The organism is Neobacillus sp. 114, assembly GCF_030127045.1.
GTDB classification, from domain to species: domain Bacteria; phylum Bacillota; class Bacilli; order Bacillales; family Cytobacillaceae; genus Neobacillus; species Neobacillus rhizophilus.
Map to the genome: position 1 here is coordinate 1,740,885 of NZ_CP126144.1, position 14,149 is coordinate 1,755,033.

Genomic DNA, 14,149 nt, shown 5'->3' on the forward strand with positions numbered 1-14,149 from the left:
TATTTTTGAAAGGTGATAAAGCTTGCGAATTTGGATACTAGGCTTAGAGGATGAAAGATTCAACCGGCCATTGACGCTTATTGCGAATTTATTTTTTGAAGAGTCACAGATTTTGACATCTCAGACGGATGATGCTGATATACAGATAGCATTTCAATTACAGGTTCAGGAAAATATTGTTGTTTCGGCAAAATTAACGGATCAAAGTGGAAAAGCCCTATTTGCTGAATATCAGCAGGATTTTAAGGGAGCCGATTCTGAAAAAGAACGGTTTAAACAGATTAAAAATGCCGTTTCCCACGTTTATTTAACGGTTCTCCAGGACTTGACCGGCATTACGCAAAAATGGGGGATTTTAACGGGTGTGAGACCGACTAAGCTGCTTCACAAAAAACTGCAGGAAGGCATTCCAGCTGAAGTGGCCCATCAGCAATTAAAGGATGAATATCTAATTACTGACGAAAAAATTGCGCTAATGCAGCACATCGTCAACCGGCAGTTGACGGTTGTTCCAGACCTTTACTCACTCGAGCGGGAAGTGAGCATTTATATTGGCATTCCGTTCTGTCCTACGAAATGTGCTTACTGCACCTTCCCAGCCTATGCCATCAACGGGCGGCAGGGCTCTGTTGATTCCTTCTTAGGCGGCCTTCATTATGAAATGAGGAAAATCGGCGAGTGGCTGAAGGAAAAAGGGGTGCGGATTACAACCGTTTACTACGGCGGCGGCACACCGACAAGCATTACCGCCGAAGAGATGGACATGCTCTATGAAGAGATGTACAACTCGTTTCCTGATGTCTCTAATATTCGGGAAATTACTGTGGAGGCAGGGCGTCCGGATACGATTACCCCAGAGAAGCTTGACGTTTTGAAAAAGTGGAATATTGACCGGATCAGCATCAATCCGCAATCGTATACGCAGGAAACATTGAAGGCAATCGGACGGCATCATACGGTTACAGAAACGATTGAAAAATATCACTTGGCTCGGGAAATGGGGATGAATAATATCAATATGGACCTTATCATCGGCCTTCCAGGTGAGGGACTCAAGGAATTCACCCATTCCTTAGCTGAAACTGAAAAGCTGATGCCTGAGTCGGTAACCGTTCATACTCTATCATTCAAGCGTGCGTCTGAAATGACGAAGAATAAGGAAAAATATAAGGTGGCAGACCGTACTGAGGTTGAAAAAATGATGAATCTGGCCGAGGACTGGACCGCTGACCATGGCTATGTCCCTTACTATTTATACCGCCAGAAAAACATCCTGGGCAACCTGGAAAATGTCGGCTACTCTCTGCCGAATCAAGAAAGTATCTACAATATCATGATTATGGAAGAGCAGCAGACCATCATCGGACTCGGCTGCGGGGCATCGAGCAAATTCATTGACCCTGTCACTGGGAAAATTACGCACTTTGCCAATCCGAAAGACCCAAAATCTTATAACGACGGATTTGAAGCATATACTGAAGATAAGATAAAAATATTAGATGAGTTATTTTCGGAAAAAGGATCTCCTGCTTAATTTTAAGCGGGGGATTTTTAAATTTTGGGGGGTGGGTATTTCCCGTAATGGGTCGGTCGAGGGGTCAACCGGTAAAAAAAGAGCCGCTATTTTGACCGCTAGCAGGCGTAGAAGGGTTAACCGGAATAAAAGAGGTCCAGCAAACAGCATTTACCCCTGAAAAACCAATCAATTATGTTCTTAATAAAGGATTATTTTCCCCGATGTCGAATATTTAAGAGGAACTGCCACATAGGATACTATGGGGTTAAAACGCATTTAAGGGGGACTAAGCTATGATGCAAACACCTTTAACAATGACGCAAATGTTGGAAAGGGCTGAAAGGTACTTTCCAAAGAAGCAGGTTGTCTCAAGAACCGCCAGCGGAATCCAAAAGCTGACTTACAAACAAATTGGTGAACGAACACGGAGGCTTTCAGATGCCTTAACAAAACTCGGCGTTGAAAAGGGTGACAGGGTGGGTACATTAGCTTGGAACCACCACCGCCATCTCGAAGCCTACTTCGGCATTCCTTGCATTGGTGCAGTAGCTCACACCATCAACATCCGTCTTTCACCACAGCACATCAGCTTTATCATTAATCATGCCGAAGACAAAATACTCCTTGTTGATGCAGACATCCTTCCATTGCTTGAAAAATGTTCACATGAACTGAAAACTGTTAAAGCATTTATTATCATGACAGACGAAAAAGAGATCCCTCAGACCACACTCGCACCTGTATATCATTACGAAACACTTTTAGCTGAAGCAAACCCAGAATTCCAATACACTACTCAAATTGATGAAAATGACCCAGCCGGGATGTGTTATACATCAGCGACTACTGGAAATCCAAAAGGAGTTGTATATTCTCACCGGGGGATTTTTCTGCATAGCCTGGCGATAGGTTTAGCTGACACTTTAGCAATTAGTGAAAAGGATGTTGCCCTTGCGGTTGTCCCGATGTTCCATGCAAATGCTTGGGGAATGCCGTTTGCCGGCGTTTGGTTTGGAACAACGTTAGTCCTTCCCGGACCAAATTTTACACCAAAGCTGTTAGCTGAATTAATCCAGCAGGAAAAAGTGAGCATCACAGCCGGGGTTCCAACGATTTGGATGGGACTGCTGAAAGAACTTGAAGAGGGCAGCTATGATCTAAGCAGCCTAAGAGGAATCCTGTGCGGCGGTTCTGCAGCGCCTAAAGGAATGATTAAAACATTTGAACAAAAATACAATATTCCGTTTATGCACGGCTATGGGATGACTGAAACAAGCCCGCTTGCGGTATTCTCCTCATTAAAAAGCTATCAACAGGAGCTCGATTACGAGGAAAGATTGGAATTAAGAGCTAAACAAGGAGTTCTTGTCCCTGGACTAGAGATGAAAATACTTGGTCAGAACGGTGAAGTCGCATGGAATGGCAAGGAAATGGGCGAATTATGCTTAAGAGGACCATGGATTGCTTCCGAATATTATAAGGATGAACGGACGAAGGATGCTTTCCACGATGGCTGGCTGCACACCGGGGATGTCGCTACTATTGACGAAGAAGGGTTTGTTAAAATAGTCGACAGAACCAAGGACCTGATCAAGAGCGGCGGGGAATGGATCTCATCTGTTGATTTGGAAAATGCTTTAATGGCCCATGAAGCAGTGTTTGAAGCGGCCGTTGTAGCAGTTCCTCATGAAAGGTGGCAGGAACGTCCAATTGCCTGCGTTGTGCTAAAAGAAGCATATAAAGGAAAAACAACCAAAGAAGAGCTATTTGAATTTCTTCTGCCTCAATTTGCAAAATGGTGGATTCCGGACGATATTTTATTCATCGAAGAAGTTCCAAAAACCTCTGTAGGGAAATTTTTGAAAATGGCCCTTCGTGACCAGGTGCAAAAGGAAGTAAGTCAAAAAGGTTAATTGACAAGGACAAGGGGGGCCAGCTCTTTGTCCTTTTTGCCCGCGGAAAATTCAATCTATTACGAAAGTTTGTTTTTATTCTGTTCATTTCTCTATATAATGAAGATGAACAAGTTTATTGGGGGGATTGGAAATGGCTTTAAATTTTGTCACAGAAAAGGTGAACTTAAAAGTAGAGGGCCGGGTAGCCACATTGGAAATGAATCGGCCGGAAGCGCTTAACGCGATGGACGTGGATATGATTAAAGGCCTTGTCAGCAAACTGAAAGAAATCAGCGAATCGGATGATGTGGATATCCTGATTTTAACCGGAAAAGGAAAAGCGTTTTCAGCCGGGGGAGATATTAAAACAATGCTATCATATATGAACGAGAATGGATTTCTTCCGCTCATGGACTGTATCAGTGAGCTGGTTATCACCTTATATAGCATGCCAAAATTAACAATCAGCGCGATTACCGGTGCAGCAGCGGGCTTAGGGTTTAGTTTAGCGTTAGCAACCGATCATATTATCGCTGAAAAATCTAGCAAACTGGCAATGAATTTTATTGGTATAGGGCTGATCCCAGATGGCGGTGCCCATTTCTTCATGGAAAAAAGATTAGGAGAAACCAAGGCCAAGCTGGTTATCTGGGAGGGTAAAATGATGAGTGCGGAGGAAGCGCATTCAATCGGTCTTATTCAGGAAGTAGCTGATGGCGAGCTGCAGGATGCTGTACATACTAGAGTGGCAGATTGGCTGCAAAGACCTGTTCAAGCGATGATCAAAACTAAAAAGATATTAGCTGAAAAGAATCGCCCGCAGCTCTTGAAAATACTAGAGTTGGAGAAGTACGGCCAGCAGAAAATGCGCGAAACCGAGGACCACAAAGAGGGAATCAAGGCGTTTATTGAAAAAAGAAAGCCAAATTTTATCGGAAAATAAAAAACAAGAGGCTGTCATAAGACGGCCTCTTATTGCTGATTTTTAAGCATGGAAAAGTAGCAGTTTGCCTGCAGGAGATGTGCAGCGGTGCGTTTTATCTAGTAAATTTTTCTCTGATAATAGTTTTTCCCCCTGCGCCTTTGCAACATCATCGTTTTCTGCTTGGAAGGCTTCGTCTAAAATCTTTTCTCCATTTGCCTCAAAAGCCGTTAATTTATAAGTTTTCATTCCACATACCCCTTTTTAAAAAAATTCTTACTATTATTTTTGCATAATTCTATAAATTGTGCAAAGAGAAAATAAAATCCATAATATGGTACAATTGTATTGTTGGAGGAAAGGAGTAGGTAAAATGGTACTTAAACTGGAACGGGTTACCAAACGTTTCGGAGAATTTATTGCTGTCAGCGATTTATCCCTGACGATTCCGGAAAAAGAAATGTTTGGTTTTTTGGGGGCAAATGGCGCTGGGAAAACAACAACGTTTCGAATGATTTTAGGGTTACTCGATGCAAGCTCCGGTAAAATAACCTGGGACGATAAACCACTTGATTATTCTACCAGCCATCTGGTGGGCTATCTTCCTGAAGAGAGAGGGCTGTATCCAAAACTCAAAGTCCGGGACCAGATTGTTTATTTAGCTAGATTAAGAGGAATGCCTAAAGGTGAGGCTTTAAGGGAGCTTAGAAGCTGGCTCGAGAAATTTAAAATACCCGAATATGAAAATAAAAGAGTCGAAGAGCTTTCCAAGGGGAATCAGCAGAAGATTCAATTCATTGCTGCTGTGATCCATAAACCCAGGCTGTTAATATTAGATGAACCGTTTAGTGGGCTGGACCCTGTCAATGTCGAGCAGTTAAAAGAGGCGGTTTTAGGGCTAAAGGAAAACGGAACAACCATTGTCTTTTCGAGTCATCAAATGCACCATGTTGAGGAAATGTGCGAGCATCTCTGTATTCTCCAAAAAGGAAGTCCCGTGGTTCATGGCTCCTTAAAGGAAATCAAGCGCGCCTATGGGAAGAAGAACCTAATTATCCATGCGGATTTTTCTTTGGAGTCGCTAAAGGAGTTTCCAGGTGTGGTAAAGACGAAACCCACGATGGAGGGGATGGAATTACAGATTGAAGGAGAACAGGTCGCGGAAGGAATCCTTAAGGAAATTGCTGGGAAAGGCTTGCTGCGGAAATTTGCCCTTGAAGAGCCGTCATTGAATGATATTTTTATCGAGAAAGTAGGTAATGCATATGAATAATTTTTGGATTATTTTAGTACATACCTACATGAATAAATTAAAAAGCAAATCCTTTATTGTGACAACCTTTTTGACAATCGTAATTGTTCTGGGGTTAACAAACTTTCAAAATATCATTGAAATTTTTGATAAAAACGGTGGTAAAGAAAATGTTGCTGTCCTGGATGAAACGGGTAAGCTTTACGAGCCTTTCAAGCAGCAATTGAAAACGATCAATAAAGATATAAACTTAACATCCTATAAAGGCACTGAAAAAGAAGCGGAAAAAGCGGTTGAAAATGGTGAGTTTGCTGGATTGCTTGAATTGCGTTTCAACAAGGAAGAACTTCCGGAAGCGGGCTATAAGGCAATGAGCATTGCTGATTCTGCGTTGTATACGGATCTTCAGACCAGCTTGCAGCAGGTTAAAACGATGCTCGCCGCTTCGAAAATTAATTTGGCTCCTGATCAGCTGCAAAAGCTTTACGAGCCGGTTTCGTTTGAAAAAACAGCGCTTGAGAAAAATGCGAAAACAGAAGAAGAACTCAATCAAGCACGCGGGCTTGTCTATGTCCTCTTATTTATCATCTATTTTGCTGTCATTATGTATGCTAATATGATTGCCATGGAGGTGGCAACGGAAAAATCATCCAGGGTGATGGAAATCCTGATTTCCAGTGTCTCGCCAATCAAGCAGATGTTTGCCAAGATTCTCGGGATCGGTTTATTGAGTTTAACCCAGTTGGCCGTGTTTTTGATTGTCGGTTACTTCTCCTTAAAGAGCAATATGGAGTCGTTAAAGGATGGATTCTTTGGGGTGTATGGGTTTGGTGATATCCCGGGGGCAACCATCGTCTATGCAGTGATTTTCTTTATCCTTGGCTATTTTCTTTATGCCACCCTTGCAGCCTTTTTAGGCTCGCTGGTCAGCAGGATTGAGGATGTCCAGCAAATGATTACCCCGATGACGTTATTGGTTGTTGGCGGTTTTATGATTGCTATGTTTGGCCTTGGCAAGCCGGATGCTGCGTTTATTACCATCACGTCCTATATCCCATTCTTTACGCCAATGATTATGTTCCTACGCGTCGGGATGCTGACCATTCCGGCATGGGAGGCTGTTTTGGGGATTGCCATTCTTGTGGTAACGATTGCCGTATTAGCTATTTTTGGTGCACGAGTCTATCGCGGCGGTGTTTTGATGTATGGCAAATCCAATTCCTTTAAAGATATTAAAAAAGCGCTGCAATTAACAAAAAACGAATAGTCTGTCTCAGCTTTACCATTTTTGGTAAAGCTTTTTATTAATTACGACACAGAACGTGCATTCGTATTTGAGCCGTGATAAAATGAAAGAAAAGAACGTTTGAGAGGAAATTTTATGAAAAAATTATCATTTCTTCATGCTGCCGATTTACATTTGGACAGTCCGATGGTGGGTTTAAAGCATTTGCCCGCTGCTATTTTTTCAAGAGTAAAAGAGAGCACCTTTACTTCCTTAAAAAAGCTAACTGAAACAGCAATTGAAAGGCAGGTTGATTTTGTCATCATAGCAGGTGATTTATTTGACGGGGAAGATCGCAGTCTCCGGGCCCAGTCACGATTCAGAGCGGAAATGCAGAGGCTTGCAAAACATGGTATTCCTGTCTATGTGATCCACGGCAATCATGACCATTTAAATGGTTCCTGGGTGCACCTTGACATGCCGGAAAACGTCCATGTGTTTGGCAGCAAGGTCGAAAGGATAGAACTGCAGACAAAGACTGGTGAAACAGTATCCTTCTATGGCTTCAGCTACCCAACCCGACATGTGTTTGAGAGAAAAATAGATGAGTATGTGAAGTCAGTGGGTTCAGATTTCCACATTGGCATCCTTCATGGAAATGAAAGCTCTTCCTCTGAACACGATAACTATGCCCCGTTTACTGTTAAGGATTTACTTGATAAGGACTTTGATTATTGGGCATTGGGCCATATCCATAAACGCTCTGTATTATCTGAACATCCTCCGATTATCTATCCCGGTAATATTCAAGGGAGAAATAAGAAGGAAAAAGACGCAAAAGGATTTTATCATATCATGCTTACGGAACTTGAGGCAAAACTGGACTTTGTAGAAGCAGCAGATATTGTCTGGGAAGAGGCTGAAATTGATGCAGCATCAGCGATAAATTTTCATGATATTCTTCAATTATGTCAGTCAAGCCTAAATACCTGGAGAAAGGATAAAACAGGCACATTCTTGTCCCTAGCCATCAAAAATATTCTCCTTGAAGACGACATGGAGAAAAGAAGCTTACAAACGGACCTGCTTGATCTTTTGTTGGAAGATGAACAGGAAGAGGAAGCATTTGTCTGGATTGTGGAGTTATCTTTGTCCGAAAGGCAGCATGTGAACAAGGAGCAATTAAAAAAAGAAGCCAATTTTTATGGTGAACTTTTTGCTGCAATTGAGCAATTCGATCATGTAGATGAAGCCTTGTCCGTTTTGTACGAGCACCGCTTGGGTAAAAAATATTTGCCGCCCCTATCCTCAGGTGAGCAGCATGAACTGATTAATAGGGCGGAGAAGCTGCTAATTGAATTACTTTATAAATAGAAAGGAGTGAATCCAAATTGAAAATCACGGCAATGAATATTTACGGTTTTGGACAACTGGAAAATATCATCATCGAAAATCTGAATGAATTTCAGGTTTTCTTCGGAGAAAATGAGGCTGGAAAATCTACTATTATGGCCTTTATACATAGTATTTTATTTGGTTTTCCAACTAAGCAGCAATCCGAGCTGCGCTACGAACCGAAACATGGTACAAAGTACGGCGGGAATATCCGAATTTATCTTGAGGGGCAAGGCTTTGCCGTCATAGAACGGGTAAAAGGAAAAGCCGCCGGTGATGTCAAGGTAGTCATGGATAACGGGATCATTGGCGGTGAAGAACTTTTAAAGGAATTACTAGAAAGCTTTGATAAAAATCTATTTCAAGCCATTTTTTCCTTTAATATTCACGGGCTGCAAAACATCCACCAGATGAAGGGTGAAGAGCTGGGCAAATACCTATTTTCGGCCGGAACACTAGGGACAGAACAGCTGGCAAAGGCAGAGGCTGCCCTCCAAAAGGAGCTGGATATCCGCTTTAAGCCAGGGGGAAAAAAGCCCGAGCTAAATGAAAAACTGCAGGAGCTTCATGAGGTCAATCAGGAGCTAAAAAAAGCCGCTGCGAAAAATAAGGAATATGAGACCTTGGCAGCGAGAAAAGAAAGCCTGCGGCAGGAAATCGCTAATCTTCACGAACAGCTTACCACCCTTCAGGTAAATACAGCAAAGCTTTCGGAGTGGAAAAGGATAGAATCTTCTGTTAAACAAGAAAAATGGATTGAGAACGAGCTTGCTGAACTTGGAGAAGTACAGTTCCCTGTACGAGGAATGGAAAGACTCGAAAAATTAAACCAACTTATTCTTCCCTACAAAGCCGAGCTGAACAGTCTTGCGGAACGAATCGAAAAGGTAAAGCTGGAAATAGCCGATTTGGAGCCAAATGAGGGGCTTCTCGAGAACGAGCCGGCGATATTAATGTTATTGGATCAGATGCCAGTTTATGACCAGTTCAAATTGGAACTGGGCCAATATGAACAGAGAATGGCTGACTGTGATGCGGAACTTTCCAATATTAAAGCTAGGCTTCATCTCCCATTGCAGGATCAAGATTTTCAAGCCATTAATACAAATATGTATATGAAAAGCCAGGTTGAAACAACCGTAAAACAAAGCAGAAAACTGGCGGAAGCAAAAGAAGAACTGGATGAACGGTATGAGGAAGAAAAAAATGCCTTAGAGATGATTGAAAAGGAGGTTCTCTTGACCGAGGACTTATGTTTGCCAGACCAAGACAGAATGCTCCTTGAAAAACAGGTTCACGGAAATGATAAAAGGGGCTTAGAAGAGGAATTAAAGGGAATCAAGGAAAAAATCCATTTCCACCAAAGCTCGCTTGACCAGGAGCAGGCTGCTAAATCAAGGATTAAGCTTCAATTTATCACGTTAGAGCTGATTCTCCTCGGACTAATCCTTTATGGACTTCTGACAAAACAATGGGTACTGATGATCTTGGGGTTAGGAGGCTGTTTGGCTTTTGCCGTGTACATGCTGCAATCCTTAAAGCATGCTAAGGAAAAGCAGCTTATTCAACAGCTTGACGGGCTGCAGGAAAAAGAAAAACAGATAAGCGAAAAACTGCAATCTGCCGAATACGTGGATTTGAGCAAGGCAACTGAAGAGTTGAAGATAGACAATCAGCGGCGCGAAAAGCTACAGCTATTAAAATTAAAGCTCAAGCAGCAGCAAAGCCAATTTGAAAAAGTGATTTCGAAATTTGAAGAATGGGAGATTGCCTCAAGTCAGCATAAAGAGACGCTGCTTACAATTAGCAGGGAGTTAAAAATACCTCATAATCTTGCCGACGCCTTTTTGGAGGAAGCATTTAAACAAATCGAAAAATTTAAAGAGATTTTATGGGAACGAGATAAACTTATTGCAAAAGTGGACAAAGCTAATCAACAGCAAAGCCAGATCGCCGGAGGAATTCAGGAATATGGCAAACGCTTTTTGCCGGAAAAGGATCTCGGTTTACATAAGACCGCATTTTTATTGAGGACAAAGCTTAAGGAAGAACTTGAAAAGAGAATCAAAAACCAGGAAAGAAAAAATAAACTTGCTGGCATGGAAGCGGATCGTCAAGGCAAATCACAAGAATTGGAGCAGCTCGAAGCGGAGTATGCTTTACTGCTTCAGTCTGCTAATACAGATACGGAACAGCAATTCTATGAACTTGGAAAAAAGGCGGAAAAAAGATCCGAACTGATGGCTGCTTTGGATAATATCCGCAGTCAGCTCAACTATTCAAGCCTGTCTGAGGGAGAGAGGGAAAGCTTCCTAACCATCCATAATTGGGATGAATTAATAACTGATGGCCTTGATGAATCCAAGCGCTTGCAAGCTAGATTAAAAGAGCTGCAGGAGGAGCAAGCCAAGGTCAAGTACGAATTACAGGTTCTCGAAGAAGGTGGCGTTTATTCCGATATTCTCCATCATTATATACAGAAAAAATTTGAACTCGAGGAGGCAGCAAAAGAGTGGGCTGTTTATTCTCTTGCACAAAATATTCTGACGGAAACAATCGAGAAATACAAAAATGAACATTTGCCCAGAATGCTGGAAAGGGCGGAGGAGTTTCTGTCTTTTCTTACGAATGGCAGATACCACCGAATACACCTGCATCCATTGGGGACTGGTTTCCTAGTAGAACGGGAGGACCGGACCCTATTTGAAGCAAACGAATTAAGCCAAGCCACCACAGAACAGCTATATGTTTCGATCAGACTGGCACTGGCTACAACCCTTTATGAAAAATACCGGTTCCCGATTATCATTGATGACAGCTTCGTAAACTTTGATATCGGCAGAACAGAAAGGGTCATCGCGCTTATAAAAACGCTGGAACAAAATCAAATCTTATTTTTTACTTGTCATCAGCATTTACTACAGTTCTTTCCAAAGGAAAATGTTCTTTTCTTGGAAAAAGGTGCTGTTCAGATAATTTCATAGAGTGAAAGAAGGATATGTTATACTTTTACTATCGGAAGGGAGCGTGTCTAGGTTGGCGAAAGGTATTTTAGATTATGAAGTTGGGGAACAGATTGAGTTATATTTATTAATTAAAACGTCCACAAAAGGAATTGCGAGCAACGGAAAGCCGTTCTTAACGTTAATCCTGCAAGACCAAAGTGGGGATATTGAAGCCAAACTTTGGGATGCCAATGAAGAGGATGAAAAAATGTATGCCGCCCAAACCATTGTCAAAATTCAGGGAGACGTGCAAAATTACCGGGGCAAAAGCCAGTTGAAAATCCGCCAGATTCGGAGAACCGGACCAGCGGATGCGGTGAAATTGGAAGACTTCCTTGAAACCGCACCGTTAAGTCAAGATGAAATGGTGAGTAAACTGACCCAGTATATTTTTGATATGAAAAACCCGAATATCCAAAGGATTACCCGCCATTTAATAAAGAAGCACCAGAAGGCATTTTTGGAGTATCCGGCGGCGACCAAAAATCATCATGAGTTTGTTTCCGGGCTTGCCTATCATGTGGTCAGCATGCTTGACCTCGCCAAAGCAATCTCCGGCCTATACCCAAGTCTTGACAGGGACCTGCTGTATGCAGGTATTATCCTGCATGATATGGGCAAAGTCATGGAATTATCCGGGCCAATTTCAACTGTTTATACGCTCGAAGGAAATTTACTTGGGCATATTACGATTATGATCAATGAAATTGGCAAAGCAGCCGAAGAACTTGGTATTAACGGGGAGGAAGTGTTAATCCTCCAGCATCTCGTTCTAAGCCATCACGGAAAAGCGGAGTGGGGAAGCCCGAAACCTCCGTTAGTGAAAGAAGCAGAAATCCTTCATTACATTGATAATCTCGATGCAAAAATGAACATGCTTGATCGGGCTTTGGAAAGAGTCAAGCCAGGGGAATTTACTGAACGGGTTTTTGCGCTGGATAATCGTTCCTTCTACAAGCCTACTTTTCATAAATAGGAAGGGTAACCTCTTTATTGGGGGTTATCCTTTTTTTATGCATAATTTTTTAATCCATGAATATTATTTATTAGAAAATTGGACAACCATTATGAAGGGGGCAAGTGAAGTTGACTATACCTATTTGGGTTTATGCAGTTGTGGTTGGGATTATCATTAGCGCGTTAATGGCCATTAAAACAGGGCGGGAAGAGCGTCAGCTTGAACAAGAAGATATAGAACGTGAGGGAGAAATCTATATGATGCGCCTTGAAAAAGAAAAGGAAGCACGAAAAGGTGAACATGCAACAAGCGAATAAAAAAACGGAAGCGCAAAATTAGGCGCTTCCGTTTTTCTGATTTAGCTAATAGAAAAGTATAAATTCAACTATGCCTCATGAACCGTCCTATTGGACTCGCCAATCGGCAAGTTTTCATTTATTGGGCTGCACTCTGAGGTGTAAGTGCGTCTTTTAAGTCTTTGTCATTAATCTTTACATTAGCGTCTTTTAATTCACGTTCCATGGCTTTATTAATCACATCGGTAGTTAACTTTTGAGATTTTACTTGATATTCAATATCTTTTTTCATTTCATCATAGGATTTTTTCTCTTTTTTATCAGTAACCTGAATAATATGGTAACCGAATTGAGTTTTTACTGGAGCACTGATTTCATTAACTTTTAGGGCATAGGCAGCCTTTTCAAAATCAGGATCCATTTTTCCAGCTCCAAACCAGCCTAAATCGCCGCCATTTTGGGCAGAAGCTTTATCAGTTGAGTATTCTTTTGCCACATCTTCGAATTTTGCTCCGCCATCAAGCTTTTGTTTTACAGTGTTTGCTGTTGCTTCATCGGCAACGAGAATATGACGTGCCTTAATTTCAGGCTGATAATTATCATAGTAATCCTTTAATTCTTTATCGGTTACTTTAATGTCTTTCATCGCCGCTTTTTCCTGCAGCATACCAAGCTTCATTGTTTTCTTAAGGTCGGCTTCACTTTTATAACCATATTGGGCCAAGGTCATTTCAAAGTTTGAGCCAAGGTCCTCTTTGATTTGATTAATTTTGTCATCTAATTCTTTGTCGGTTACTTTGTACTTTTTAGAAAGAACCTTTTCATAGACAAGCTGCTGTAATGCCTGATTGCCGAATTTATCCTTCATTGCCTTGTAAAGATCCTCTTGTGTTACATCCCCAGCTTTGCTCTCTGCAACCGTTTCCGAACCATTTTGATTACATGCACTTAAGGCAAGAATTGAGCTTGCAAGCGTTAGGGCCATTATCCATTTTTTCATGATGAATCTCTCCTAAATAGTAAATTCTTATGGGTTTTTGTCCACATCCTTAACTATAACATAAATGGCAACTCCTGCAAAAAATTAAAAGGATTATCATTTTAAAAAATTCACCAAGCCCAAACTGGTCTTTACCCAAAAAATAAGATAAGAGCCTAGTCAATTGGCGATTGTTTGAATAGTATATCGTAGATTACGAAAGGAGGAATAAATATGACTGGTGGAGCAGGTTACGGAGCAGGCTTTGCGTTAATCGTTGTTCTATTCATTTTATTGATTATCGTTGGTGCTGCTTGGGTAATTTAAGCATAAGTAAAAAGCGATGAGAGACACCTCATCGCTTGTTTTTTACTTATACACTATGTATACAAAATTTCCAAATAGGAAGAAATTAATAAAATGGTAACGAGAACATTAATCGTACGAAACACCTTGTGCTGACGTTCTTCCGGAATTTCTTTTTGAATACATAATGAACTGGTCATTTTATTTACATAAAACAAAATAAAAATGGCAAAGACGATAAAAATGGAGATCATAAGAAATCCCTCCCCCCAGATACTGTTCCATTTTACCTTACCAAATAATTTATTAAAAAGATAGTCAAAAAGAATGGAAGGTTCTTAGATTTTGATGCCAAATAAGTAATACTGAAATACGTTTATCCAAGTCCCAAAAAGGTGAA

The 14,149-nt window shown here is 41.3% G+C and carries 13 protein-coding genes; 10 read left to right on the forward strand and 3 right to left on the reverse strand.

Annotation, left to right across the window (positions count from 1 at the left end; all coding sequences use genetic code 11):
• Positions 1-22: 22 nt before the first annotated feature.
• From QNN06_RS08605 to QNN06_RS08615, 3 genes are all read left to right on the forward strand, one after another.
• The gene (locus tag QNN06_RS08605) at positions 23-1,534 is read left to right on the forward strand and encodes a coproporphyrinogen III oxidase (RefSeq protein ID WP_284037421.1); all 1,512 of its coding nucleotides are present in this window, start codon (positions 23-25) and stop codon (positions 1,532-1,534) included.
• A gap of 275 nt (positions 1,535-1,809) precedes the next feature.
• Positions 1,810-3,429 (forward strand): long-chain fatty acid--CoA ligase, encoded by a 1,620-nt coding sequence (locus tag QNN06_RS08610; protein ID WP_213116699.1) that lies wholly within the window; start codon positions 1,810-1,812, stop codon positions 3,427-3,429.
• Between the two features lie 133 nt (positions 3,430-3,562).
• Positions 3,563-4,354, forward strand: a complete 792-nt coding sequence (locus tag QNN06_RS08615) for an enoyl-CoA hydratase (RefSeq protein ID WP_284037422.1) — start codon at positions 3,563-3,565, stop codon at positions 4,352-4,354.
• 42 nt (positions 4,355-4,396) lie between these two features.
• On the opposite strand, the gene QNN06_RS08620 is transcribed toward QNN06_RS08615, so the two are convergent.
• A complete protein-coding gene (locus QNN06_RS08620; RefSeq protein ID WP_213116697.1) occupies positions 4,397-4,582 on the reverse strand; it encodes a YhzD family protein in 186 nt (61 codons plus the stop codon).
• 124 nt (positions 4,583-4,706) lie between these two features.
• Here QNN06_RS08620 and QNN06_RS08625 point away from each other — a divergent pair, with 124 nt between their 5' ends.
• The 6 genes from QNN06_RS08625 to QNN06_RS08650 all read left to right on the forward strand — a co-directional run bounded on the left by QNN06_RS08625 (position 4,707) and on the right by QNN06_RS08650 (position 12,485).
• Positions 4,707-5,606, forward strand: coding sequence for an ABC transporter ATP-binding protein (locus QNN06_RS08625; protein ID WP_217033012.1), 900 nt, complete (start codon positions 4,707-4,709; stop codon positions 5,604-5,606).
• Positions 5,599-6,852, forward strand: a complete 1,254-nt coding sequence (locus QNN06_RS08630) for an ABC transporter permease (protein ID WP_213116695.1) — start codon at positions 5,599-5,601, stop codon at positions 6,850-6,852. Before QNN06_RS08625 ends, QNN06_RS08630 begins: the two co-directional genes overlap by 8 nt.
• A gap of 114 nt (positions 6,853-6,966) precedes the next feature.
• Positions 6,967-8,184: a metallophosphoesterase family protein gene (locus tag QNN06_RS08635; RefSeq protein WP_213116694.1), complete on the forward strand. Its 1,218-nt coding sequence runs from the start codon at positions 6,967-6,969 to the stop codon at positions 8,182-8,184.
• A gap of 17 nt (positions 8,185-8,201) precedes the next feature.
• Complete coding sequence (locus tag QNN06_RS08640; RefSeq protein ID WP_217033009.1) at positions 8,202-11,189, forward strand: ATP-binding protein; 2,988 nt, start codon at positions 8,202-8,204, stop codon at positions 11,187-11,189.
• Between the two features lie 52 nt (positions 11,190-11,241).
• On the forward strand, positions 11,242-12,186 hold the full coding sequence (gene yhaM / locus QNN06_RS08645) for a 3'-5' exoribonuclease YhaM (RefSeq protein WP_217033008.1): 945 nt from the start codon (positions 11,242-11,244) through the stop codon (positions 12,184-12,186).
• Between the two features lie 104 nt (positions 12,187-12,290).
• On the forward strand, positions 12,291-12,485 hold the full coding sequence (locus QNN06_RS08650) for a sporulation YhaL family protein (protein WP_378580821.1): 195 nt from the start codon (positions 12,291-12,293) through the stop codon (positions 12,483-12,485).
• Between the two features lie 118 nt (positions 12,486-12,603).
• Here the strand turns inward: QNN06_RS08650 and QNN06_RS08655 are convergent, their stop codons facing one another.
• Complete coding sequence (locus QNN06_RS08655) at positions 12,604-13,464, reverse strand: peptidylprolyl isomerase (protein ID WP_213116690.1); 861 nt, start codon at positions 13,462-13,464, stop codon at positions 12,604-12,606.
• A 213-nt stretch (positions 13,465-13,677) separates the two neighbouring features.
• Here QNN06_RS08655 and QNN06_RS08660 point away from each other — a divergent pair, with 213 nt between their 5' ends.
• Complete coding sequence (locus QNN06_RS08660; RefSeq protein ID WP_213116689.1) at positions 13,678-13,770, forward strand: YjcZ family sporulation protein; 93 nt, start codon at positions 13,678-13,680, stop codon at positions 13,768-13,770.
• A gap of 53 nt (positions 13,771-13,823) precedes the next feature.
• Here the strand turns inward: QNN06_RS08660 and QNN06_RS08665 are convergent, their stop codons facing one another.
• Positions 13,824-14,003, reverse strand: a complete 180-nt coding sequence (locus QNN06_RS08665; RefSeq protein WP_213116688.1) for a hypothetical protein — start codon at positions 14,001-14,003, stop codon at positions 13,824-13,826.
• Positions 14,004-14,149 lie beyond the last annotated feature (146 nt).

Bases quoted from the DNA above. Each gene is read 5' to 3' on its own strand.
- QNN06_RS08610 (WP_213116699.1), top strand. From the start codon at position 1,810: ATGATGCAAACACCTTTAACAATGACGCAAATGTTGGAAAGGGCTGAA.
- QNN06_RS08615 (WP_284037422.1), top strand. From the start codon at position 3,563: ATGGCTTTAAATTTTGTCACAGAAAAGGTGAACTTAAAAGTAGAGGGC.
- QNN06_RS08620 (WP_213116697.1), bottom strand. From the start codon at position 4,582: ATGAAAACTTATAAATTAACGGCTTTTGAGGCAAATGGAGAAAAGATT.
- QNN06_RS08625 (WP_217033012.1), top strand. From the start codon at position 4,707: ATGGTACTTAAACTGGAACGGGTTACCAAACGTTTCGGAGAATTTATT.
- QNN06_RS08630 (WP_213116695.1), top strand. From the start codon at position 5,599: ATGAATAATTTTTGGATTATTTTAGTACATACCTACATGAATAAATTA.
- QNN06_RS08635 (WP_213116694.1), top strand. From the start codon at position 6,967: ATGAAAAAATTATCATTTCTTCATGCTGCCGATTTACATTTGGACAGT.
- QNN06_RS08655 (WP_213116690.1), bottom strand. From the start codon at position 13,464: ATGAAAAAATGGATAATGGCCCTAACGCTTGCAAGCTCAATTCTTGCC.
- QNN06_RS08660 (WP_213116689.1), top strand. From the start codon at position 13,678: ATGACTGGTGGAGCAGGTTACGGAGCAGGCTTTGCGTTAATCGTTGTT.
- QNN06_RS08665 (WP_213116688.1), bottom strand. From the start codon at position 14,003: ATGATCTCCATTTTTATCGTCTTTGCCATTTTTATTTTGTTTTATGTA.